The sequence below is a fragment of the Streptomyces sp. NPDC051322 genome, from assembly GCF_040689485.1.
Lineage (GTDB): Bacteria > Actinomycetota > Actinomycetes > Streptomycetales > Streptomycetaceae > Streptomyces.
This window is the reverse complement of the sequence record NZ_JBFBAK010000008.1, coordinates 146,603-169,570: the sequence shown is the minus strand read 5'-3', so window position 1 is coordinate 169,570 and position 22,968 is coordinate 146,603. Positions and strand designations below refer to the sequence as shown.

At 68.9% G+C, this 22,968-nt stretch carries 24 protein-coding genes and 1 riboswitch; of the genes, 7 read left to right on the top strand and 17 right to left on the bottom strand.

Going from position 1 to position 22,968, the window contains the following annotated elements:
* Nucleotides 1–105: 105 nt before the first annotated feature.
* Nucleotides 106–1,470 (top strand): PQQ-binding-like beta-propeller repeat protein, encoded by a 1,365-nt coding sequence (locus AB0436_RS20060; protein ID WP_366469254.1) that lies wholly within the window; start codon nt 106–108, stop codon nt 1,468–1,470.
* Nucleotides 1,471–1,495: 25 nt separating this feature from the next.
* Here the strand turns inward: AB0436_RS20060 and AB0436_RS20055 are convergent, their stop codons facing one another.
* Nucleotides 1,496–2,185, bottom strand: a complete 690-nt coding sequence (locus tag AB0436_RS20055) for an SDR family oxidoreductase (RefSeq protein WP_366469253.1) — start codon at nt 2,183–2,185, stop codon at nt 1,496–1,498.
* A gap of 16 nt (nt 2,186–2,201) precedes the next feature.
* Entirely contained in the window at nt 2,202–2,741 is a 540-nt protein-coding gene (locus tag AB0436_RS20050; RefSeq protein WP_366469252.1) for a TIGR00730 family Rossman fold protein, read from the bottom strand.
* Between the two features lie 62 nt (nt 2,742–2,803).
* Here AB0436_RS20050 and AB0436_RS20045 point away from each other — a divergent pair, with 62 nt between their 5' ends.
* The gene (locus tag AB0436_RS20045) at nt 2,804–3,127 is read left to right on the top strand and encodes a DUF427 domain-containing protein (RefSeq protein ID WP_366469251.1); all 324 of its coding nucleotides are present in this window, start codon (nt 2,804–2,806) and stop codon (nt 3,125–3,127) included.
* Here the strand turns inward: AB0436_RS20045 and mnmA are convergent.
* Nucleotides 3,106–4,254 carry a tRNA 2-thiouridine(34) synthase MnmA gene (gene mnmA, locus AB0436_RS20040; RefSeq protein ID WP_366469250.1) on the bottom strand — a complete coding sequence of 383 codons (1,149 nt, stop codon included), beginning with the start codon at nt 4,252–4,254 and terminating at the stop codon, nt 3,106–3,108. The two genes, AB0436_RS20045 and mnmA, sit on opposite strands and share 22 nt — an antisense overlap.
* Before the next feature lie 61 nt (nt 4,255–4,315).
* Between mnmA and AB0436_RS20035 the strand changes: the two genes are divergently transcribed.
* Nucleotides 4,316–4,969, top strand: coding sequence for an N-acetylmuramoyl-L-alanine amidase (locus AB0436_RS20035; RefSeq protein WP_366469249.1), 654 nt, complete (start codon nt 4,316–4,318; stop codon nt 4,967–4,969).
* Nucleotides 4,970–5,034: 65 nt separating this feature from the next.
* On the opposite strand, the gene AB0436_RS20030 is transcribed toward AB0436_RS20035, so the two are convergent.
* From AB0436_RS20030 to AB0436_RS20020, 3 genes are all read right to left on the bottom strand, one after another.
* Nucleotides 5,035–6,198 carry a cysteine desulfurase family protein gene (locus AB0436_RS20030; RefSeq protein ID WP_366469248.1) on the bottom strand — a complete coding sequence of 388 codons (1,164 nt, stop codon included), beginning with the start codon at nt 6,196–6,198 and terminating at the stop codon, nt 5,035–5,037.
* 63 nt (nt 6,199–6,261) lie between these two features.
* Nucleotides 6,262–6,537: a DUF4190 domain-containing protein gene (locus AB0436_RS20025; RefSeq protein ID WP_366469247.1), complete on the bottom strand. Its 276-nt coding sequence runs from the start codon at nt 6,535–6,537 to the stop codon at nt 6,262–6,264.
* Between the two features lie 14 nt (nt 6,538–6,551).
* Nucleotides 6,552–6,707 carry a hypothetical protein gene (locus AB0436_RS20020; protein WP_366469246.1) on the bottom strand — a complete coding sequence of 52 codons (156 nt, stop codon included), beginning with the start codon at nt 6,705–6,707 and terminating at the stop codon, nt 6,552–6,554.
* Nucleotides 6,708–6,829: 122 nt separating this feature from the next.
* Between AB0436_RS20020 and AB0436_RS20015 the strand changes: the two genes are divergently transcribed.
* Complete coding sequence (locus AB0436_RS20015; protein ID WP_366469245.1) at nt 6,830–7,456, top strand: TetR family transcriptional regulator; 627 nt, start codon at nt 6,830–6,832, stop codon at nt 7,454–7,456.
* Nucleotides 7,457–7,502: 46 nt separating this feature from the next.
* On the opposite strand, the gene AB0436_RS20010 is transcribed toward AB0436_RS20015, so the two are convergent.
* The 11 genes from AB0436_RS20010 to AB0436_RS19960 all read right to left on the bottom strand — a co-directional run bounded on the left by AB0436_RS20010 (nt 7,503) and on the right by AB0436_RS19960 (nt 19,532).
* Nucleotides 7,503–8,342: a thioesterase family protein gene (locus AB0436_RS20010; RefSeq protein ID WP_366469244.1), complete on the bottom strand. Its 840-nt coding sequence runs from the start codon at nt 8,340–8,342 to the stop codon at nt 7,503–7,505.
* 22 nt (nt 8,343–8,364) lie between these two features.
* Nucleotides 8,365–9,027 carry a trimeric intracellular cation channel family protein gene (locus AB0436_RS20005; protein WP_366469243.1) on the bottom strand — a complete coding sequence of 221 codons (663 nt, stop codon included), beginning with the start codon at nt 9,025–9,027 and terminating at the stop codon, nt 8,365–8,367.
* 48 nt (nt 9,028–9,075) lie between these two features.
* Nucleotides 9,076–10,467 (bottom strand): M1 family metallopeptidase, encoded by a 1,392-nt coding sequence (locus tag AB0436_RS20000; protein ID WP_366469242.1) that lies wholly within the window; start codon nt 10,465–10,467, stop codon nt 9,076–9,078.
* A 107-nt stretch (nt 10,468–10,574) separates the two neighbouring features.
* A complete protein-coding gene (locus AB0436_RS19995) occupies nt 10,575–11,831 on the bottom strand; it encodes a dipeptide ABC transporter ATP-binding protein (RefSeq protein WP_366469241.1) in 1,257 nt (418 codons plus the stop codon).
* Entirely contained in the window at nt 11,828–12,919 is a 1,092-nt protein-coding gene (locus tag AB0436_RS19990) for an ABC transporter ATP-binding protein (protein WP_366469240.1), read from the bottom strand. The genes AB0436_RS19995 and AB0436_RS19990 overlap by 4 nt, the downstream gene beginning before the upstream one ends.
* The gene (locus tag AB0436_RS19985; protein WP_366469239.1) at nt 12,916–13,926 is read right to left on the bottom strand and encodes an ABC transporter permease; all 1,011 of its coding nucleotides are present in this window, start codon (nt 13,924–13,926) and stop codon (nt 12,916–12,918) included. The genes AB0436_RS19990 and AB0436_RS19985 overlap by 4 nt, the downstream gene beginning before the upstream one ends.
* 95 nt (nt 13,927–14,021) lie before the next feature.
* Nucleotides 14,022–15,776, bottom strand: coding sequence for an ABC transporter substrate-binding protein (locus AB0436_RS19980; RefSeq protein ID WP_366469238.1), 1,755 nt, complete (start codon nt 15,774–15,776; stop codon nt 14,022–14,024).
* A gap of 44 nt (nt 15,777–15,820) precedes the next feature.
* Nucleotides 15,821–16,819 (bottom strand): ABC transporter permease, encoded by a 999-nt coding sequence (locus AB0436_RS19975; protein ID WP_366469237.1) that lies wholly within the window; start codon nt 16,817–16,819, stop codon nt 15,821–15,823.
* 350 nt (nt 16,820–17,169) lie between these two features.
* Nucleotides 17,170–17,943: an enhanced serine sensitivity protein SseB C-terminal domain-containing protein gene (locus AB0436_RS19970; RefSeq protein ID WP_366469236.1), complete on the bottom strand. Its 774-nt coding sequence runs from the start codon at nt 17,941–17,943 to the stop codon at nt 17,170–17,172.
* A 131-nt stretch (nt 17,944–18,074) separates the two neighbouring features.
* Complete coding sequence (locus AB0436_RS19965; protein WP_366469235.1) at nt 18,075–18,818, bottom strand: enhanced serine sensitivity protein SseB; 744 nt, start codon at nt 18,816–18,818, stop codon at nt 18,075–18,077.
* Between the two features lie 45 nt (nt 18,819–18,863).
* A complete protein-coding gene (locus tag AB0436_RS19960; protein ID WP_366469234.1) occupies nt 18,864–19,532 on the bottom strand; it encodes an AAA family ATPase in 669 nt (222 codons plus the stop codon).
* 250 nt (nt 19,533–19,782) lie between these two features.
* A riboswitch (glycine riboswitch) is annotated at nt 19,783–19,878 on the top strand.
* 145 nt (nt 19,879–20,023) lie between these two features.
* Here AB0436_RS19960 and gcvT point away from each other — a divergent pair.
* The 3 genes from gcvT (at nt 20,024) to glyA (ending at nt 22,892) form a co-directional block, all read left to right on the top strand.
* Nucleotides 20,024–21,151, top strand: a complete 1,128-nt coding sequence (gene gcvT, locus AB0436_RS19955) for a glycine cleavage system aminomethyltransferase GcvT (RefSeq protein ID WP_366469233.1) — start codon at nt 20,024–20,026, stop codon at nt 21,149–21,151.
* Nucleotides 21,152–21,239: 88 nt separating this feature from the next.
* The gene (gcvH, locus tag AB0436_RS19950; protein WP_365849114.1) at nt 21,240–21,620 is read left to right on the top strand and encodes a glycine cleavage system protein GcvH; all 381 of its coding nucleotides are present in this window, start codon (nt 21,240–21,242) and stop codon (nt 21,618–21,620) included.
* Nucleotides 21,621–21,629: 9 nt separating this feature from the next.
* Nucleotides 21,630–22,892, top strand: coding sequence for a serine hydroxymethyltransferase (gene glyA, locus AB0436_RS19945; RefSeq protein WP_366469232.1), 1,263 nt, complete (start codon nt 21,630–21,632; stop codon nt 22,890–22,892).
* The last annotated feature ends 76 nt before the right edge of the window (nt 22,893–22,968 follow it).

Sequence of the window (22,968 nt, the reverse complement as noted above, 5' to 3'; positions counted from 1 at the left end):
CCACGAAGGGTACGAGGTACCGGCCCCGGCGGACGAGGGCCGCCCCGGGCACTGTCAGTGACCGGGTCTAGCATCTCGTAGAACATCACCATCTCGGGGGAGACCATGAACGACAAACTGGACGGCTGGACATGGAAGTCCGCCGACACCGAGGCGGAGGCCGAGGTCCCGCCGCGGTCGGAGCGGCAATGGGTCGTCCCCCGGCGCACCCCTGCCGAGTCGGCGCGCGCCACGGCGGCCTGGTTCCGGGCCAAGTGGATCAAGCTGACCACCGTCCTTGTCGTGCTCGCGCTCGCCGTCGGCGGCTGGCAGACGTACACCTACCTCACCCGCTACCACGAGCAGATGAGCGGGGCGCACGGCGACTTCCCGGCGGCGCTCGGCAGTACAGCACCCAAGCAGCCCGGCCGTGTGCCGGCCCGGCTGGACACGTCCGCGGTGGCAATCGTCGGTGGCCTGCTCTTCAAGGAGCAGGACGACGGCATCACGGCGGACAACGTTCACACGGGCAAGACGTTCTGGCACTACGGGCGGGAGGACATCGCCCTGATATCGGAGTGGATCTCCACCGACACTGCCTTCCTCTGGTACGACGACGGACTCGCCGTCGCGGTGAGTCTGCGCAGCGGGAAGCCGAGCTGGCACGCCAGGATCCCGGAGGGCAGGAGAAACGGCGGCAACCGCATCTGGCTGGGCGGCGGCACCGTGTTCGTAAGTCAGGACGACTTCCTGACCGCTCTGTCGGCCGACTCCGGGAAGAAGCTCTGGTCGGTCGCTCCGCCCCAGGGGTGCAAGACGTGGGATCCACGGGCCCTTGTCAGTCTGAAGGGTGTGGAAGCGGTCGACGCCAACGACTGCTCCCAGGCTCCGGAGGTGCTGTTCGGGGTGGACCGTGCCACCGGCCGTTCCCGGTGGCACGTCGAGGAGGATGCGGCAGGCTACCGGCGCGTCGGGGACCACACGATGGCCACGCTGATGGTGGGCGGGACGCTCGCCACTACCGACGTCTCGGGTGCCGAGCTCCGGACCCATGAGACGCCGCTCTCCCACGACATGAGCCTGCGCAGCGCCGGCAACGGCACGCTGCTGCTCGGCTCCGACGAGTACCGATCGCTCACCGCGCGGCAGGTGAGCGACAACAGCAGCAGAGCGCTCTGGACCAGGAAGGCGGCCAAGGGGCTCGAGTTCGGCGTTCCGCGAACCGCCGACGGCCGGGTGTACGTACCGGAGTACCGCACCCCCATGGGCATCCGGAAGGATGGATCACACGCCGGTGCGTATCTCCTGGTACTGGACGCGCGCACCGGCCGCGAACTGCACCGGGCCCCGCTCCCCGCATCGCTCTACGCCCAGGCGGAGGACCTGGCCTCGGACCAGATGGCGGTCGTCGAAGCGCGGGACGGGATCGTCATGGTCGCTTGGATCGGCTTCATCAACAATTTCGCCAACCAGGTCATACTGAGCGATTAGTCGCCCCGAAAAATAAGCAGGTTCCTCAGCGCCCCGGCCGCACGGTCAGGTCGTTGACCTCCGCGTCGCGCGGCAGGTCCAGCGCCATCAGGATCGTGGTGGCGACCGACTCCGGGTCGATCAGGCCCTCCGGGCGGTACTCCTTGCCCTCCTGCGAGTGGACCTTGGCCTGCATCGGGCTGGCCGTACGCCCCGGATACACCGAGGTCACCCGCACACCGTTTCCGTGCTCCTCGTGGCGAAGCGCGTCGGCCAGTGCCTTCAGGCCGTGCTTGGACGCGGCGTAGGCGGCCCACTCGGCGTGCGCGTTCAGCCCGGAGCCGGAGTTCACGAAGATCACCTGGCCGCGGTCCATCCGGAGCTGCGGCAGCAACAGCCGGGTCAGTTCGGCGGGCGCGATCAGGTTGGTGTTGAGCTGCGCGTGCCAGGTCGGGGGCCGGAGTTCGGCGACCGGCGAGAGGTCGACGACGCCCGCGATGTGCAGCAGCGAGTCGACCTGCTCGGGCAGCGACTGTTTGCCGAGGGCCCAGGAGATCCTGTCCGGGTTCGCCAGGTCGGCGACGAGCGTGCCCGCCCCCGGGTACCGGCCGGCGAGTTCCTTGGCGCGTCCCGCATCGCGCGCCACGATGACGAGGTCGTCCCCGCGCTCGTGGAGACGGCGCGCGACGGCCGCGCCGATGCCGGAACCCGCACCGGTGATCACATGAGTAGCCATGGGCCCCATCGTCGCATTACTGCACGCCCTGCGACTCCTCCAGGTAGGCCAGCGCCGCCACCCCGTCCTCGGCGAAGAAGACCAGGTCAGTGAGGGGCACCGGCAGGAAGCCCTCGTCCTCCATCCGCTGGAACTGCTGCTTGAGCCCGTCGTAGAAGCCCGCCGTGTTGAGCAGCACCACCGGCTTGGTGGTCCTTCCGTGCTTCTTCAGCTCCAGGATGTCGGTGGCCTCGTCGAGGGTCCCGGTGCCACCGACCATGATCACCACGGCATCGGCCTTGGCCAGCAGGAGCGCCTTGCGCTCGGCCAGATCGGCGGCGATCACCATCTCATCGGCGTCGGCACGCGCCTTGGCGGCCAGAAAGTCCACCGAGACCCCGACGAGCCGCCCGCCCGCCATCTGCACCCCGTCCGCGACGACCTTCATCAGCCCGCTCTCGGACCCGCCCCAGACGAGGGTGTGGCCGCCCTTGCCGAGCAGTTCGGCGAAATCGCGGGCGGGACGGGTGTAGCGCTCGTCGAGGTCGGCAGCGGAGAGAAAGACACAGATGTTCATGCGTACACGGTAGAGGCCAGCGCAGCGGGAAGAAGTTCCGGACCGCAGGTGCTGAATCACTCATGACGACTGGACACCGCATCACCATCGAGCAGGGCACCGACCATGTACGGGTTGTCCGCGAGGGCCAAACCCTGGCGGAGAGCCGGCGCCCCCTGCTGCTGCACGAAACCGGCCTGCCGGTGCGGTACTACCTCCCACCGGCGGACGTACGCACCGAGCTGCTGACCCCCTCCGAGACCCACACCCACTGCCCGTTCAAGGGCGACGCCTCGTACTGGTCGCTGCCGGGTGCGGCCGACCTGGTCTGGGCGTACCCCGAGCCGAAGCCGGAGGTCGCCGAGATCAAGGACCACTTCTGCTTCTACGACACCGAAGTGGTCTGAAGCGGCCCCGTCGCGGCCACCCGCTCGGTGGTCGCGATGGTCGCAGAGCCGACGACACGGGTGCCGTCGTAGAGCACGATCGCCTGACCGGGGGCGACGCCCCGGACCGGCTCGTCGAAGCTCACATGCAGCTCGCCGTCCACCAGCTCTGCGGCGACCGGCGTCTCGCCGCCGTGCGCGCGGAGCTGGGCGGTGTACGTTCCCGGGCCCGCCGGGGCGTCGCCGCACCAGCGGGGCTTGATCGCGGTGAGCGACGTGACGTCCAGGGCCTCGACGGGGCCGACGGTGACCGTGTTGTTCACCGGTGAGATGTCGAGGACGTAGCGCGGCTTCCCGTCCGGGGCCGGGTGGCCGATGCGCAGGCCCTTGCGCTGGCCGATGGTGAAGCCGAAGGCGCCGTCGTGGCTGCCCACCTTCGTACCGGACTGGTCGACGATGTCGCCCTCCGCCTTGCCGCCGAGACGGGAGGCGAGGAACCCCTGGGTGTCGCCGTCCGCGATGAAGCAGATGTCATGGCTGTCGGGCTTCTTGGCGACGGCCAGGCCACGGCGCTCGGCCTCGGCGCGGATCTCGTCCTTGGTGGTGAGGGTGTCGCCGAGCGGGAACATGGCGTGTGCGAGCTGGCGCTCGTCGAGGACGCCGAGGACGTACGACTGGTCCTTGGCCATGTCGGAGGCACGGTGCATCTCCCGCGTGCCCTCCTCGTTCACCAGGACGGTGGCGTAGTGACCGGTGCAGACCGCGTCGAACCCGAGCGCCAGTGCCTTGTCCAGCAGCGCCGCGAACTTGATCTTCTCGTTGCAGCGCAGACACGGGTTGGGGGTGCGCCCCGCCTCGTACTCCGCGACGAAGTCGTCCACCACGTCCTCGCGGAAACGCTCGGCCAGGTCCCAGATGTAGAAGGGGATACCGATGACGTCAGCGGCCCTGCGGGCGTCCCGCGAGTCCTCGATCGTGCAACAGCCGCGTGCACCGGTGCGGAAGGACTGCGGGTTGGCGGAGAGTGCCAGGTGCACACCGGTCACATCGTGCCCGGCTTCGGCGGCGCGGGCGGCGGCGACTGCGGAGTCCACGCCCCCGGACATGGCAGCGAGGACGCGGAGGGGGCGCTGGGGTGTCTGAGTCATAGCCCTACCAGGGTAAGGGCATGAGGGAACCGGAAGCTCGTGAGTATGCGTTGACGATCACATGGGGAGCACGGGCAGGGAAACGGACCGGCGGGTCGGCCGGCGGGCGCTGCTGGTCGGCGGGCTGGGGGCGGCGGCCGGTGCGGCCGCTCTGGCCAGGAGCGAGCTGGCACACGTCTGGTGGCGGCTGCCCGGGAACGAGAAACCCCGCGAGGAGGGCGCCGTCGACTTCGCCGGCGCGCGGTGGGCAGCGGCATCACCCGCCAACTACCGGCGGGCCGACCGGCCGGACGACTATCCCATCGACCGGGTGGTGGTCCACGTCGTCCAGGGCAGCTACGCGGTGGCACTGAAGGTGTTCCGGGATCCGGCGCACGGAGCGTCCGCGCACTATGTGGTCGGCAAGCAGGGAGAGGTGGCGCAGACCGTCCGGGAGCTGGATGTGGCGTTCCACGCGGGCAATCGTGACTACAACGAGCGCAGCATCGGCATCGAACACGAGGGGTGGGTGGACGTGCCCGCTTCGTTCACCGACGCCATGTACCGGTCATCGGCGCGGCTGACGGCCGGGATCTGCGCGCGGTACGGGATTCCGGTGGACCGGAAGCACATCATCGGGCATGCGGAAGTACCGGGGGCGGACCACACCGACCCGGGCCGGTACTGGGACTGGGGGCACTATCTGCGGCTGGTGCGGGCGGCTTCGCCAGCGTGAGCACCGCCGTCGCGGCGGTGATCCGTGTCGCAGGGCGACCGCCCGGGACCGTGCGGGTCCGGGCGTCAGCTGAGACCCGCCGAGCGGGCTCGGGCGACCGCCGGGCCGATCGCCTCGGCGACCGCGTCCACATCGGCCTTGGTCGAGGTGTGCCCCAGTGAGAACCGCAGCGTGCCCCGCGCCAGGTCCGGGTCCGTGCCGGTGGCAAGGAGTACGTGGCTGGGCTGGGCCACCCCTGCCGTACAGGCGGACCCCGTAGAACATTCGATCCCCTGGGCGTCCAGAAGCAGCAGCAGCGAGTCGCCCTCGCAGCCGGGGAAGGTGAAGTGGGCGTTGGCGGGGAGCCGGTCGACCGGGTCCCCGCCGAGGATCGCCTCGGGGACCGCGGCGCGCACGGCGGCGATCAGCTCGTCGCGCAAACCGCCGATGTCTCGGGCGAACTCCTCCCGTCGTTCGGCGGCCAGTGCTCCCGCGACGGCGAACGAGGCGATGGCGGGCACATCGAGCGTTCCCGAGCGCACATGGCGTTCCTGGCCGCCACCGTGCAGTACGGGTACGGGGGTGTACTGGCGGCCGAGCAGCAGGGCGCCCACCCCGTACGGCCCGCCGATCTTGTGGCCGGAGACGGTCATCGCGGCCAGACCCGATGCGGCGAAGTCCACCGGGACCTGGCCGTAGGCCTGCACCGCGTCGGCATGCAGGGGGATGTCGAACTCCGCGGCCACGTCGGCGAGTTCACGGACCGGCAGGATGGTGCCGATCTCGTTGTTGGCCCACATCACGGTGACCAGGGCGACATCGGTCGGGTCCCGCTCGATCGCTGCACGCAGGGAGTCGGGGCGCACCCGGCCGTAGCTGTCGACCGGCAGGTATTCGACCGCGGCACCCTCGTGTTCGGCCAGCCAGTCGACGGCGTCCAGCACGGCATGGTGCTCGACGGGGCTGACCAGTACCCGGATCCGGCGGGCGTCGGCGGCTCGGCGGGCCCAGTAGAGGCCCTTGACCGCAAGGTTGTCCGCTTCGGTGCCGCCGCCGGTGAAGACGATTTCGCTGGGGCGCGCGCCGAGTGATTCGGCGAGGGCCTCCCGGGCTTCCTCGACGGTACGCCGAGCCCGTCGTCCGGCGGCGTGCAGCGAGGAGGCGTTGCCGGTGACGGCGAGCTGGGCGGTCATCGCCTCGACCGCCTCCGGGAGCATCGGAGTGGTCGCAGCGTGGTCGAGATAAGCCATGGTGACCACGATTCTACGAGCCCGCGAGCGGCCTCTTCGCCGCGCGGTCCCGCGGGCCGTTCGTCAGCCGAAGTTCCAGATCACGCCGCCACCGGCGGTGAGCAGCACGGCCAGCACCACCAGGTCGGCCACGCCGAGTGCCATGCCGAGCAGCGCGCGGCCCCGGCGGGCGGTACCGCGCCAGAGGGCAACGGCGGCGAGCACGATAGCGGTCGGGCCGAGCACGATGTTCATCACGAGCAGGCCGAGCAGTCCGAGCACGAACGCGGCGACGGACATGCCGTCGGCGTCCCGAGTACCGGTGCGCGTCGGGGCGGTTGCGGTTGCGGTGATTTCCATGGCGGTCGGCTCCCTTACTTGCTGAGCTTGCTGAGACGCTCGCGGACGGCGAACGCGACGAGCCAGCCGCCGATGACGGCAGCGGCAACGAGGGATACGGAGAGGGGGAAGTGGGCTACGGCACCCAGCACGACTCCGAACAGAAGGAGAAGCGCGGCGAGAGCGATCATCACTGTCCTACCTTTCAAGGTCGGTTGCTCCGTCTGGTTCAGTGAACAGTTGTGAGTACGACTGTTCACTGACTTCGAGTCTACGCTTCCCTCAGACGGAGAACGGTTGTTTACTGAATGGCATGAGTCACACCGTCGGCATACGCCAGGCCCAGAAACAGAAGACCCGCCGGGCCCTGCTGGACTCGGCCCTCGGACTACTGGAGGAGCAGAGTCTCTCCAGCCTGGGGCTGCGCGAGGTGACCCGTGCCGTCGGGGTGGCCCCGACGGCCTTCTACCGGCACTTCAGGGACACCGCCGACCTCGGCGTCGCACTGGTCGAGGAGGCCCTGGACTCGCTGCACGGCCTGATCGCGTCGACCCTCGCGGACAACGGCGACAGCGCGACCCGGATCGACACCACCGTCGACCTCATCGCCGACCTGGTGCGGACGCGCCCCGCTCATATCCGCTTCATCGCCCGCGAGCGACACGGCGGCGTGCAGCCGGTCCGGGACGCCATAGGCACCCAACTGCGGCTGTTCGCCGAGGAGGTGGCGGCAGCGTTCGCCCGCGAACCGCAGTCCGAGGGCTGGAGTGAGGACGACCTGCTGATGCTGGCGAGCCTGTATGTGGATCAGATGGTGACGACCGCGTCCGTGCTGCTCGAAGCGGAGGAGGCCGGTCCCGGCCGGGCGGAACGCGCCCGCGACACGGCCCGCCGTCAGATGCGACTGGTCAGCCTGGGGCGACGGCACTGGCTGGACTGAGCAGGCCCGGGCACCGGACGACCGCAAGGGCCCGCCGCCGGGGCAGCTACCCCCGAGGAGCCAGGGCCAGTTGGCGGGACTGGGCGACCAGCCGGTCCGCGCTGTCCCAGACCTCCGCGTCCTCCTCCAGGAACCCCCCGGCAAGATTCCGCGTGGTGATGGACACCCGGAGCGGTCCCGGCGCCGGCCGGCACCGGACGTGGACGGTCAGCTCCACCGTCGGCACCCAGCCCTTGATGCCGAGCTCGAAGGCGGTCGGCGGCAGCGCGTCCACCGCCAGGAGCAGCGACAGCGGATCCGCGTCGCGGTGGTCAGCGAGCTCGAACCAGGCCCGCATCTCGCCCTTCCCGGAGGGCGCTCCGACGGCCCAGCCGCAGGTGGCCGGGTCGAGCTTCAGCCGTAGCCGTTCGGTGATGGCCGCGGTGCCGGCCACCGGCGGCACCGGACTGTCCTCAGCACCCAGGCAGTGCTCGATCGGCGGGATGGCCGGCGGCTTCGCCGTGGTGCGCACATCGTCGGAGAGGGCGTCCAGGTCACCGTAGGTCGCGAGCACCCGGATCCGTTCGACCTCGGTGCCGTCGTCGGCGGTCTGCACCAGCGAGGCCTGGCCGGTGGCCAGGGTGCGCCCGCTGCGCACGGTCTCGGTGCGGATCACCGCGGGGCCCGGGCCGGACGCCGACAGATAGTGCGCCGAGACCGAGAACGGGTCGCCGTGCGGCAACGCGTCGCCGAGCGCGCGGCCGACCACGGCCAGCAGATAGCCGCCGTTGACCGCCCCGAAGATGGTCCAGCCCGCGGAGAGTTCCGCTTCGTAGACGCCTTCTGCACGCCGGGTGATTGCGGTGTCGCGGTCGAACTCGCTGTCCCCGATGGTTGCCTGTGCCATGAAAGCACCGTACACCGAGAAGTTACTCGTCGGTAGAGAGGGTCGAGGAACGCCGGTTCCAGGCCCGCGGCGCCCTCCAGTGGAAGCGCATCGCCAGAAGCCGCACAGCGATACAGGTCAGCGCGGCCAGGCCGATGGTGGCGCCGTTCAGCATGTCGAAGCGGATGAACAGAGCGACCATGGCCGCGCCCACCATGGCGGGCACCGCATAGAGGTCACGGTCCCAGCGCACCAGTGAAGGCGTCTCGTTGGCGAGCACGTCCCGCAGCACCCCGCCGCCGACGGCGGTCGCGAGGCCCAGCACGGCGGACGCCGTGAGCCCGAGACCGTAGTCGTACGCCTTGGTGGTGCCCGTCACGCAGAAGAGCCCGAGACCCGCCGCGTCGAAGACGTTCACCGCCACCTGGATCCGCTCCACCTCGGGATGCAGGAAGAAGACCAGCGCCGCAGCGAACAGCGGGGTGATGAAGTAGCCGAGGTCGGTGAAGGCGGCGGGCGGCACCGCGCCGATGACGATGTCCCGGAACAGGCCGCCGCCCAGCGAGGTGACCTCCGCGAACACCACGATGCCGAAGACGTCGAAGTTCTTCCGTACGGCGAGCAGCGCGCCGGAGATCGCGAAGACGAAGATACCGGCGAGGTCCAGGGAGTGCTGGACCGATGCGTTGAAGAGTTCGTGGAGCACTCGACAGTTCTACCTGTCGGGTGCTCCCGACATCGACGGCGCCAGCGGTCAGAGTGCTGGCTTGCCCGTGGTGTAGAGCCACGTGTCGAAGAGATCGCCCAGCTGCTGCCCGGAGACCTTCTCGGCGAGCGCGGTGAACTCCTCGGTGTTGGCATTGCCGTAGCGGTGGGCTTTCGCCCAGGCCGGCAGCAGCTCGAAGAACGCCTTGTCGCCGATCCGCTCGCGGAGCGCCTGGAGTGCCATCGCCCCGCGCTGGTAGACCGCCGAGGCGAACATCGTGTCGCGTTGCGGGTCGGCGACCTTCGTCTGCCAGAACGAGGAGGTGCCGGGGCGGGCGTTGTAGCCGGCCAGGAAGGCGTCGTGCGCGGAGCGGGTGCCCCGGTGCTCGTCCCACAGCCACTGCGCGTAGGTGGCGAAGCCCTCGTTGAGCCAGATGTTCTTCCACTGCTCGACGGAGACCGAGTCGCCGAACCACTGATGGGCGAGTTCGTGCACGATCGTCGACTCGCTGCGCACCGCCGAATAGCTGGGCTTGGACTCGGTCTCCAGCGAGAAGCCCGCCTCCGGCATGTCGTCGACCACCGCGCCCGTCTCCTCGAACGGGTAAGGGCCGAAGAGCTTGGACCAGTAGTCGGTGGCCTCGGCCGTCACCGCGTACACGTCGACGGCGTTGCTGCCGGCGAGGACCGGGTCGATGGCCACGTAGATCGGGGTCCCGCCGGGCGTCCGGCCGGTCTGCACGTCGAACTTGCCGATGGAGGCGGTGGCGAGGTAGGTGGCCATCTGCTTCGACTCGCGCCAGTGCGCGGTGGTCGAGCCGTGCCGGGTCCGGGTGGAGACCAACCGGCCGTTGGAGACGCCGGTCAGACCCTTGGGCGCCGTGATCGTGATGTCGAAGGCGGCCTTGTCGGAGGGGTGGTCACTGGAAGGGAACCAGGTGGACGCGGCGTTGGGTTCGCAGGCGACGAACACCCCGTCCGTCGTCTTCATCCAGCCGTAGTCGGAGCCGAAGATGATGGGGCCGTTGAGCGGCTGGGGCACCCCGCCGTACACCACGGTGACGGTGAACGTGCGGCCCTCGGCCAGGGATCCCCGGGGGGTGATGCGTATCTCGTCACCGGAGCGGGTGAAGCTCGCGTTCCGGCCGTTCACCTCGATCGAAGCGACCGTGAGCTTCTGCAGGTCGAGGTCGAAGGACGAAAGGTTCTGGGTGGCGCGGGCCGTGATGGTGGTACGGCCGTCGAGCCGGTCGGTGTCCGGGTTGTAGGCGACATCGAGGCCGTAGTGCAAGGCGTCGAAACCGCCATTGCCCAGTTCGGGGAAGTACGGATCGCCGATCCCCGGAGACCCCGGTGAGGGCGCCGGACCAGCTGCGATCAGACAGAAGGACGCCATCGCGGTGGCGAGGGCGGCCAGACGTGCCGAACGGGAGAGTGACAAGAGTCTGCCCTTCATACGTGCGCCGTGGGTACGGACACGCAGACTCTGCACTCTCCCGATGCGGCATGTACATGACTGTGCACTATGACTTTACGAACTTGTCATGGCTACTGCCCAGTTGACTCCTGTCCAGGTGTCCCCGGCTCAGGTATTCCCGGCTCAGGTGTCTCCTGCTCAGGTGTCTCCCGCTCGGCCGGCTCGTCTTCGGCCGGCTCCGGCTCGTTCGCCGCCTTCGGTGCCGCGTCCGTCGCCGGGTCCGCCTTGGCGGTGGAGATGACCTCGGCCGATTCCCTCGCCTTCGGCAGCCGTTCCTGCCCGGGCACCTGGTCGGGCGCGTTCTCCGGGTGGTGGCATGCCACCTGGTGCCCGGGCGCCAGCGCGACCAGCGGCGGCTCCTGCACCGCGCAGACCTCCGTGGCCTTCCAGCAGCGGGTGTGGAAGCGGCAACCACTCGGCGGCGAGATCGGCGAAGGGACGTCACCCTCCAGCCGGATCCGGTCGCTCTTGGCCCCCTTGCGCCGCGGATCGGGCACCGGCACCGCGGAGAGCAGCGCCTTGGTGTACGGGTGCATCGGCGACTCGTAGAGCGACTTGCGGTCGGCCAACTCGACGATCTTGCCGAGGTACATCACCGCGATGCGGTCCGAGACGTGGCGGATGACCGAGAGGTCGTGCGCGATGATCACATAGGTCAGCCCGAGCTCGCTCTGCAGGTCGTCCAGCAGGTTGACCACCTGCGCCTGGATCGACACGTCCAGTGCGGACACCGGCTCGTCGGCGACGACGAGCTTGGGCCGCAGGGCAAGCGCGCGGGCGATGCCGATGCGCTGGCGCTGGCCGCCGGAGAACTCGTGCGGGTAGCGGTTGTAGTGCTCGGGGTTGAGGCCGACCAGCTCGAGGAGGCCCTGGACGGTCTTCTTGACACCGCCGTCGGGCTCGACGCCCTGCAGCCTGAAGGGGGTGCCGACGATGCCGCCGACGGTGTGCCGGGGGTTCAGTGAGCCGTAGGGGTCCTGGAAGATCATCTGGACGTCACGGCGCATCGGCCGCATCCTGCCCGCCGAGAGATGGGTGATGTCCCGGCCCTCGAACTCGACCTTGCCGCCGGTCGGCTCCAGCAGCCGGGTGATCAGCCGGCCCATCGTCGACTTGCCGCAGCCGGACTCGCCGACGACGCCCAGCGTCTCTCCCGGGTACACGTCGAAGGACAGTCCGTCGACCGCCTGGACCGCACCCACCTTGCGCTTCAGCACGCCCTTGGTGATCGGGAAGTGCTTGACCAGGTCGGTGACCTTGAGAAGCGGCTCGGCCGCCGGGTCCTTCGGCGCTTCCTTCTGCGGATCCTGCTTCTTCTGATCAGTCACAGCTTCGGCGCAATCTCTTCAATCCAGATCTTTTCCCGCTGAGCCTGCGTCATGTGGCACGCCGAGACATGGCCGTCCGTGATCTGCCGCAGCTCCGGACGCTCGGTGCGGGTGATGTTGTCCTTCGGGACGTCGGCGTACGGGCAGCGCGGATGGAAGGCGCAGCCGGACGGGACGTTGATCAGGCTGGGCGGCGAGCCCTTGACGGGCACCAGACGCTCGGTCTGTTCACGGTCGATACGTGGCATCGAACCGAGCAGGCCCCAGGTGTAGGGGTGCTGCGGCTGGTAGAAGACCTGCTCGGCGCTGCCTCGTTCGATGCACCGGCCCGCGTACATCACCAGGAGGTTGTCCGCGATCTCGGCGACCACGCCGAGGTCGTGCGTGATGATGACGACCGCCGACCCGAACTCCTTCTGCAGGTCACGGATGAGGTCGAGGATCTGCGCCTGGACGGTCACGTCCAGCGCGGTCGTCGGCTCGTCCGCGATGAGCAGCTCGGGGTTGTTGACCAGGGCCATCGCGATCATCGCACGCTGGCGCATACCGCCGGAGAACTGGTGCGGGTAGTCGTTGAAACGCTGCGCGGGTTCGGGGATGCCGACCCGGTCGAGCATGTCGATGGCGCGGGTTCGGGCGGTCTTCTTGTCCACGTGGTTGTGAACCCGGTACGCCTCCACGATCTGCGCGCCGATGCTGTAGTACGGGTGCAGGGCGGACAGCGGATCCTGGAAGATCATCGCCATCTTCTGCCCGCGCAGCTTGCGCACCCGCTCGGGGCCGGCGCCGATCAGTTCCTCGCCGTCGAGCCAGATCTCACCGGAGATCCGGGCCCGGTCGGAAGTGTGCAGGCCCATGACGCCGAGGGAGGTCACCGACTTGCCCGAGCCCGACTCGCCGACTATCCCGAGGGTCTGTCCGGCCTTCAGGTCGAAGCTGACGCCGTCCACCGACTTGACCAGACCGTCATCGGTGTCGAAGTGGATGCGGAGGTCCCGGACCGAGAGGAAGCTCCTCTCGTCGCCGGACGCGGCGGCCGCAGCGGTGCTCGCGGGCTCGGCCGGGTCCTTCTTGTGCACGTCGCTCATGAGAGCCTCACCCGGGGGTCGATCGCGGCGTACACAAGGTCCACCAGCAGGTTGCAGAGAACGATGAAGAAGGCGGCGACCAGGGTCACGCCCATCACGACGGGAAGGTCGGCCGTGGTCACGCCGTGAATGGCGTAGGCGCCCATGCCCTGGAACCCGAAGACCGTCTCGGTGATGACGGCGCCACCGATGAGCAGCGCGAAGTCCATACCGAAGATGGTCACCAGCGGGGTCAGCGCGGCACGCAGGCCGTGCTTGACGATCACCTGGCGCTCCCGCAAACCCTTGGCCCGGGCGGTTCTGATGTAGTCCTCGCCCATGGTCTCCAGCATCCCGGCTCGGGTGAGTCTGGCGTAGAGGGCGGAGTACAGGAACGCGAGCGTGCACCAGGGCAGGATCAGGTTCCAGGCCCATTCGGCGGGGTTGTCGGTGAAGTTCACGAACTGCAGGTTGTCCCAGATGGTCCAGTGGAAGCTGAACAGCGCGAGCGAGGCCAGGCCGGTGAAGAACATCGGCAGCGAGACACCGGCGAGGGCGACGCCCATGGCCAGCCGGTCGATGACCGTTCCGCGCTTGAGCGCCGAGACGACACCGGTGGCCACACCGGAGATGACCCAGATGACCGCCGCACCGACGGCCAGCGACAGCGTCACCGGAATGCGCAGCTTGATCTCGGGCCAGATGGCCGAGTGGGTCTTAAAGGAGTAGCCGAAGCACGGCGCGTGACACACCGCCGGGTCGGGCCCGAAGTGGTAGGTGGCGCCGACGACGATGCCCTTGATGAAGTGCCAGTACTGCAGATACAGGGGCTGGTCCAGCCCCAGGTTCCGCTTGACGGCGGCGATGACATCCGGGTCCGGACTCTTACCGACGTACTGAGCGGCCATCGAGTCGGTCGTCTGCCCGCCGAGACGGGGAACAAGGAAGAAGATCGCGAATGTGACTGCGCTGACCACCAGCAGCAGCAACACCGCGGCGAATACGCGTCGGATGATGTACGCAGCCACAGCCGTGCGGCGCCGGGTCGGTCGAACGGGGTACGCCCGTCCGACCCGGCGCCTTCACCTGCCTTTCAGGGGGTGCTGTCGTTGAACAGGTGTTGTTACTTGTTGGACGAGGTCATCAGCACGTAGTCGTACATACCGAGGTATGCGTCGGTGACCGTGACGTTCTCCGCGTTGTCCGGGCGGTAGAGCAGGTTCTTGCGGTAGTAGAGCGGCACGACGGACGCGTTCTCCATGACCTTCTGGTCGACGTCGCCCCAGATGGCGTTGCGCGCCTTGGTGTCGACGGTCCCGATGCCCTTGATCAGTTCGGCGTTGATCGCCTTGTCGTTGAGCTCCATCAGGTTCGTGCCACCGGACGGCTTGATGGCCGTGCCGTCGACGATCTGGTCGAGGAAGCCGTAGCCGGTGGGCCAGTCGGCACCCCACGCCATCATCATCATTCCGGCGTTGTTCTTGTGGACCCAGGCCGGGACACCGGCGAAGTCGGTGAAGTACTTGTCCGCCGGGAAGGTCTTGATGTCGGCGGTGATGCCGATCTTCTTCAGGCTCTGCTGCAGCTGGGTGGCGGCGGTGACCTCGTCGGGACGGTCGGAGCGCGCGGTCAGCGTGGTCTTGAAGCCCTTCGGGTGACCGCACTTGGCCAGGTGCTCCTTGGCCTTCGCGACGTCGCCCTTGTTGCCCGCGGTCGGGTACAGGTCGAACTTCTTGTAACCGGCCACGGTCGGCGGGATCACCGTCGTCGCCGGGTCGCCCTTGACCTTGCCGCCGATCGAGTCGACCATGCCGGCCTTGTCCGTGACGTACTGCACGGCCTTGCGGCACTCGATGTTGTCGAACGGCTTCACGTTGACGTTCAGCGCCAGGTACTGGAGGGCGCCGGCGTACGGGTTGTCGGTGTGTGCCTTCTCCGACGCCTTGCTCAGCACCTTCGGCTGTGTCTTCGACTGCAGACCGGTGCCCGCGATGTCCGCCGTGGTCGTGTTGTTGAGCAGGTGCTCGTCGACCGTGGTGGCGTTGACGTTGAACTTCAGGACGATCTTGTCCGGCAGCGCCTTGCGGATCGGGTCGCTCTTCGGGTCCCACTGCGGGTTACGGACCAGCGTCGCGCCGCGGCTCTCGCTGTAGGCCGAGAACTTGTACGGGCCCGAGGACACGATGTGCTGGACGTAGGAGGCGCCCTTGTCGGACTTCGCCGGCACGGGGGCCGTCTGCGAGAAGGCCGCCAGGTAGTCCATGTCCGCGAACGGCTTGTTCAGGTGGAAGATGATCGTCGAGTCGTCCGGGGTCTCGATGGACTTGAGCCCGTCCGGGTTCTTGTCCTTGTAGGGACCCTTGTACTTGTCGCCGCCCTCGAGGTACGCCTTGAAGTAGGTGGGCCCGTTGGACAGCGCCTCAGGCGCGAAGTTGCTGCGCTCGATGGCGTACTTGACGTCCTTCGAGGTGATCTCGGTGCCGTCCTCGAACTTCACGCCCTTGCGGAGCTTGTAGGTCCAGGTCTTGGCGTCCGGGCTGGCCTTGCCGAGACCGGTGGCCAGGTCGGGCACGATCGTCAGGCCGTCCTTGCCGGCGGCCGGCTTGAACGTGACCAGAGAACGCGCGTAGAGGCGGGCGAAGTCCTGCACCCATCCGTAGTACGTGTTACCGGGGTCGAGGGAGTCGGGACCACTGGAGTGCTCGTAGGTGACCGTCCCCCCCTTCTTGTCGGTCTTGTTGACGATGCTGGTCAGGCCTGCGTCGGCCTTGGCGTTGCTGCTGCCGCCGCTGCCGCTGTCGCTGCTGCCGCATGCGGTGGCAGCGAGCCCCAACGCTACCGTCGCGGCTATCGCCGCTGCCGTCTTCCTGCTGTTCATCCTGAGGAAAGCCCCCTCGGTTGTCCGGTGCGGCACGGCCGCGATTACTTGCCACGGGGGTCGAGTGCGTCGCGCAGTCCGTCCCCCAGCAGATTGAAGGCCAGCACGGTGATGAAGATCGCCATGCCAGGAATGACCATGAACATCGCGTCGACCTGGTAGAGGTCGACCGCGGCGGACAGCATGCCGCCCCAGGACGCCTGCGGCGGCGCGATGCCCACGCCGAGGAAGCTCAGGGATGCCTCGAAGAGGATGTTGGTGGGAATCAGCAGCGTCGAGTACACGAGGATCGGCGCGACCAGGTTGGGAAGCAGCTCGCGGAACAGAATGAAGGGACCGCGCGCACCCAGTGACCGGGATGCCTCCACGAACTCCCGCTCGCGCAGGCTCAGCGTCTGCGCACGGACGATCCGGCCCATGTAGGGCCAGTTGAAGAAGCCGATGACGAAGATCAGTACGGCGATCCGGAGCGTGAGGCCGTCCATGCCGAACGCATGGCCCTGCAGGGAAGCCGAGATCGAGATCGCGAAGAGCAGCAACGGGAACGCCAGGAAGGTGTCCATCAGCCGGCTGATGCCGCTGTCCACCCAGCCGCCGTAGAAGCCGGCCACCACACCCATCACGACGCCGATGACGACGGAGAGAAGGGTGGAACCCGCGGCGACCACCAGCGAGACCCAGGAGCCCTCGATGATGCGCGCCAGGATGTCCCTGCCGGTCTGCGGTTCGACGCCCAGCGGGTGGCTCCAACTGATACCGCCGAAGCTGCCCTTGGGCGCCAGCAGTGCCGGGTCGACGAGGCTCTGGTGGAAGGCGTCCGGGTCGAGCCCGAACAGCGCCTGGATCGGCTTGGACAGTGCGGCGACCAGGATCAGCAGGATCACGACGACCCCGCCGGCCATGGCGACCTTGTCCCGCTTGAAGCGCGTCCAGGCGATCCGGCCGAGCGAGCGGCCCTCGATCTGGCTCTGCGCGGCCCCCGTGAGTACTGCCTCCGGCTGCGCTGAGGCAGTCGATCCGGTGGTCTCGATCGGTGCGGTCACAGTGCCTTTGACCCCTCCCGGCCGGCGGTGGCCGGCCCATACCTGCCGCGGTGGCGGCTGCAGTGCATCAAGCGCATCGGGTGATGCCACTGTGCTGATGTGACGTCTGAAGTTCGAAAGTTGCTCGTAGAACGCGTCGTGCAGAAGGCACGGCGATGCTCGTTAGCGGGGAGTCTTCATCGCCGTTGTGATCACCCGCCAGACCTCACGGTGAATGTTTGCGCAACCGTGATGCGGTCAGCGACACTCCGTTATCCGGACGGGCGGATCGCGTGAGCGGTTGGTGCGCCGCTCAACGAATCAGGCCGGACATGACCCCCAACGGGCGCTATGGGCCCTTTGGTCGGTGGTCAGCCTACTGGCGGGTAGCCGTAGCCGGCGGCGGGCGACGGGGCCACCTGCGCCTCGCGGTCGTAAAACGGGCGGGAGTTGGCCCGCAGCCACATTCCGACCGGGTCGTACTCGTCGGACATCGCGACCGTCGACACGGGGAGCCCGTCGGGCACCGCGGCGATCGACTGCTGCATCATCGCCCGTACGGAGTCGACGGATTGCTGACCGGTGTCGTAAAGATCGAGGCCGATGGCCAGATACGGGGTGCCGAGGGCGGGCTGTACCCAGACACGGCGCAGCGAGCGGACCGCGGGGGTGCGGTGGGCGTTCTGGCCGAGCAGCGCGTAGAACTGCGGGATGTCGATGGCGGGTTCGGACAGCCGCAGCGGACCGGCCGGCATCCGGTCGAGTCCGGTGGCGATCCGCCGCAGATCGGTCCACGGGATCCCGACGCCACCGCCGGGTGCGTGCGGGTTCAACCAGATGCCCCAGCGGTCCGGGTAGAGCGAGCGGGCCAGATCGCGCCCGGTGATCACCTCGTGCGAACGATTCCAGCCACTGACCGCCAGCTCCTGGGCGGAGGTCACACACGGGGCGTAGCCGAGCCCGGCGACTTCCATGTTCCCGTACTGCGCGTCGGCCGACCCGGCCTGGCCGTGCCAGAGCAGCATCCAGAGGTGGCTGTCGGCCAGCGCGTGCAGCAACGCCTCATAGGCGTCGTAGCGCCCGGGGGTCACCTGTCGCAGCATGTGCTCGACCTGCCCGGCCTCCGCCGTGCCCGACGCACTCACTCGCTGTCCCGCCCCTCGTCGATCCGCCCTCCCCCAGCAGTCGCTGGGAGGCTCCCCCGTCGGCCAGTCGCTCGCCGGTCGGTCGTGCCGTGCATTGCACCAGCTTAGGCGGGCGGAGGCGTGGGCACCCACTAGGAGGGCGTCAGCGCGTCCCTGACGTAGAAGGGCCGTATCTTCTCCAGCATCCAGTCGACGACCGGATCCTGTGCCACGTCGAGCAGCAGGAGATTGACCGGCCAGCGCACCTCGACCCGGCCGAGCGCCCGGCCGAGCGCGTCCATCGGGGCGTCCCGGCCCGCGCCGTCCCAGGTCGCGAACTCGACGCCCACGAAGAGAACCGGGTCGCCGCCCTCGATCGACGCGAGCGCCCTGCGGGCCGAACGGACCACGCCGATCTGCTCGAACTCGCCGGCGGCCACCGAGAGGAAGTCCACCGGGTCCTCCTGCCAGTCCGGTTCGAAGAGCCGCACCCGTCCGCCGCTCGCCGGCCCGTCCAGCAAGGTGCGCCCGGCCCGGCAGAGCTCGGCGACGGCGGGCGGCGGAAGCGGCATACCGACCGCGCCGCCCGGGTTCACGGCTATGCCGAGTTGCGGTGGAAGACCCCGGGCGAACTCGACGGCGGGCGCCACGGTGAAGGAGAGGTGCGAGCCGACGCACCGCAGGAACTCCGCCTCGGAACTGAAGGCCGGCACGTACGCGCCGCCGTCCAGGTCGAGGGTGGGCAGGTCGAGCGCACGGCTGTCGTTGCTGCCGCCGTTGGGCAGCGGCACCCAGAGGCTGCTGCGCCCGAGCACCTCGATCAGCCGGCCGCCCGCGGCGGGGTTACCGACCGAGGCCGTCAGTACCTCTTCGAGCTCATTGCCCGGCCATGCCATGTCCACCGAGATATCCCCTTCTTACCTGTCGTGTACCGAACGACCCTAACGACCCGGCGCCCCGTCGTGGTTCCGCCCTTCTGCGTAACCGGGCCCGTCCGCGCCACCGGGCCCGTCTCCGAAACCGATCCGGCTCAGCACCCCCGCCGCCGCACGGTCGAGCAGCACCGCCGAGCCGCAGCCGGCGGGCAGCCGTTCGCTCTCCGCGTCGCGCACCAGTCGGCCGATCGCCCGCCGGTGCCTGGCGAAGGCGTACGCGGAGACGCCCCGGCCCCGCTCGGTCTGTCCGGCCCGCGCCACATCCGGCGTCACGTCGAGCAGCAGCAGATGCAGTGCGCAGCCGCGCCGCCGGGCCGCGCGGGCGAGCCGGCCGCGCACCCAGGCCTGGGTGCCGCAGTCGTGCACGACGACGCTCTCGCCGGAGCGCAGCGCCCGCCACAGCCCCGCGTAATGCGCGATCCGCACCAGCGGTCGGTAGCTCCAGTAGGGCAGAAAGCGGGGCATCCGGACCTCCCAGCGCTCCCGTGCGTCCTGCGAGTCGATGCGGTGGGCCGCGGCGGCCCGGTTCAGCAGGGTGGATTTGCCGCTGCCGGGCAGACCGGACACAACCACCACGTCCCCCGGCGCGAAGTGCAGGCCGTACGGGCTGTGGCCGGCCCGGTCCCGCAGATCGCGGACGGTGGGCGCTGTCACCGGCCCTGGCGGACGGCCCATCGCCTCCCGTGCCGACGCGCCCGGCCCGCCGGCCGGTAAAGCCGGACTCCTCAACGGTGTCACCGCGCCCTGTGTCTGCCCCGTCATGACCGCTCCCCCCGTAGGGACGCCCGTCGGGTCCCCCGTCAGGCCGCCCGTCCCGCAGTGAACCCCTGCCCAAGAAGTGTAAAGAAACGGTAATGCGGGACAAGTGATTTGCCGGTCGCACCCGCCGTGCGATGATGTGCGCGCCAACTCCATACAGGCCGTTCGAATCCGCGCGGGAGAGTCCCCGGTCAGTTGCCGGGGCGCCGAAGGAGCAAGTCCCTCCCTTGTAATCTCTCAGGCCCCGTACCGCGCGGACGAGGCAGATCTGAAAAGCGGGCCGCCGCCGTGCGGTCCCACCCAAGGTGCAAGCCGAGCCTTCTCAACAGGCGCCGGCGAACCTCTCAGGTTCCGATGACAGATGGGGAGGAATCACCCTCGCCTGTCATGCCCCGGGAGCCCCACATATGAGCACCACCCCCGACCCCACCCCGCGCCACACAGCGCTCGACGCCCTGCACCGTTCGCTGGGCGCCACGATGACCGACTTCGCGGGCTGGGACATGCCGCTGCGGTACGCCAGTGAACGCGACGAGCACAACGCCGTACGGACCCGCGCCGGACTCTTCGACCTCTCGCACATGGGCGAGATCACCATCACCGGCGCGCAGGCCGTGGATCTGCTGAACCACGCGCTGGTCGGCAACATCGGCACCGTCGGCGCGGGCCGGGCCCGCTACACGATGATCTGCCGGGAGGACGGCGGGATCCTCGATGACCTGATCGTCTACCGGCTGGCCGAAAGCGAATACCTGGTCGTGGCCAATGCGGGCAACGCGCAGACCGTGCTGGACGCACTGGTGGAGCGTTCGTCGGGCTTCGACGCCGAGGTGCGGGACGACCGCGACGCGTATGCCCTGATCGCGGTGCAGGGCCCGGAGTCCCCCGGCATCCTGAAGTCGGTGACCGACGCCGACCTGGACGGACTGAAGTACTACGCCGGCCTGCCCGGCACGGTCGCCGGCGTCCCCGCGCTGATCGCCCGTACCGGCTACACCGGCGAGGACGGCTTCGAGTTGTTCGTCGCCCCGTCCGACGCCGAGAAGGTGTGGCAGGCACTGACCGAGGCCGGCGCCCCGGTGGGTCTGGTTCCCTGTGGTCTCTCCTGCCGCGACACGCTGCGCCTGGAGGCGGGCATGCCGCTCTACGGGCACGAGCTGACCACCGCGCTGACGCCCTTCGACGCCGGTCTCGGCAGGGTCGTCAAGTTCGAGAAGGAGGGCGACTTCGTCGGGCGCACCGCCCTGGAGGCCGCCGCCGAGCGGGCGTCCTCGAACCCGCCGCGCAAGCTGGTCGGCCTGATCGCCGAGGGCCGCCGGGTCCCCCGGGCGGGCTATCCGGTCGTCGCCGAAGGCCGGGTGATCGGCGAGGTCACATCGGGCGCCCCCTCGCCCACCATCGGCAAGCCGATCGCCATGGCCTACGTCGACGCGGCACACGCCGAGCCGGGCACCTCCGGCGTGGGCGTGGACATTCGCGGTACGCATGAGCCGTACGAGGTCGTGGCGCTCCCCTTCTACAAGCGCCAGAAGTGACCCAGCACACCCCTCCGGGTCCCGCCTTCATCTCAGCACTCAAGACATCCGTTCATCAGCACTCCACCGCATCCGGGAGAATCAGGTCATGAGCAACCCCCAGCAGCTGCGTTACAGCAAGGAGCACGAGTGGCTGTCGGGCGCCGAGGACGGCGTCTCGACGGTCGGCATCACCGAGTTCGCGGCCAACGCGCTCGGCGACGTCGTCTACGCACAGCTCCCTGAGGCCGGCTCCACGGTGACCGCGGGCGAGACCTGCGGTGAGCTGGAGTCGACCAAGTCGGTCAGCGACCTGTACGCACCGGTCTCCGGTGAGATCACCGAGGTCAATCAGGACGTCATCGACGACCCGTCGCTGGTGAACACCGCCCCCTTCGAGGGCGGTTGGCTGTTCAAGGTGCGCGTCACCGGTGAGCCGGACGATCTGCTCTCCGCCGACGAGTACGACGCTCTCTCCGCCGGCAACTAGGGACTTTTGATGTCGCTTCTGAACTCCTCCCTCCATGAGCTCGACCCGGACGTCGCCGCCGCTGTCGACGCCGAGCTGGACCGCCAGCAGTCCACCCTCGAAATGATCGCCTCGGAGAACTTCGCTCCGGTCGCCGTCATGGAGGCCCAGGGCTCGGTCCTCACCAACAAGTACGCCGAGGGCTACCCCGGCCGCCGCTACTACGGCGGCTGCGAGCACGTCGATGTCATCGAGCAGATCGCCATCGACCGGGTGAAGGCGCTCTTCGGCGCCGAGCACGCGAACGTGCAGCCGCACTCGGGTGCCCAGGCCAACGCCGCCGCCATGTTCGCGCTGCTCAAGCCCGGTGACACGATCATGGGCCTGAACCTCGCACACGGCGGGCACCTGACCCACGGCATGAAGATCAACTTCTCCGGCAAGCTCTACAACGTGGTCGCCTACCACGTCGACGAGCAGACCGGCGAGGTCGACATGGCCGAGGTCGCCCGCCTCGCCAAGGAGTCCCAGCCGAAACTGATCGTGGCCGGCTGGTCCGCCTACCCCCGGCAGCTGGACTTCGCCGCGTTCCGGAAGATCGCCGACGAGGTCGGCGCGTACCTGATGGTCGACATGGCGCACTTCGCCGGCCTGGTGGCCGCGGGTCTGCACCCCTCCCCGGTCCCACACGCGCACGTCGTCACCACCACCACGCACAAGACCCTCGGCGGCCCGCGCGGTGGCGTGATCCTCTCCACCGCCGAGCTCGCCAAGAAGATCAACTCCGCGGTCTTCCCCGGTCAGCAGGGTGGCCCGCTGGAGCATGTGATCGCGGCCAAGGCGGTCTCCTTCAAGGTCGCGGCGACCGACGACTTCAAGGACCGCCAGCAGCGCACCCTGGACGGTGCCCGCATCCTGGCGGAGCGCCTGGTGCAGGCCGACGTCACCGAACACGGCGTCTCGGTGCTCTCCGGCGGTACGGACGTGCACCTGGTCCTCGTCGACCTGCGCAACTCCGAGCTGGACGGCCAGCAGGCCGAGGACCGCCTCCACGAGGTCGGCATCACGGTCAACCGCAACGCCATCCCGAACGACCCCCGCCCGCCGATGGTCACATCGGGCCTGCGGATCGGTACGCCGGCCCTGGCCACCCGCGGATTCCAGGCGGCGGACTTCACCGAGGTCGCGGACATCATCGCGGCCGCGCTCAAGCCGTCCTACGACCGGGAAGCGCTGGCCGCCCGGGTCACCGCCCTGGCGGCGAAGCACCCGCTGTACCCCGGCCTGAAATAGCAGTTCCGTACGCTTTCGTACGGTTTTTGTTCGAACCACGGGGCACCGCGCACACTGGACCGTGCGCGCGGTGCCC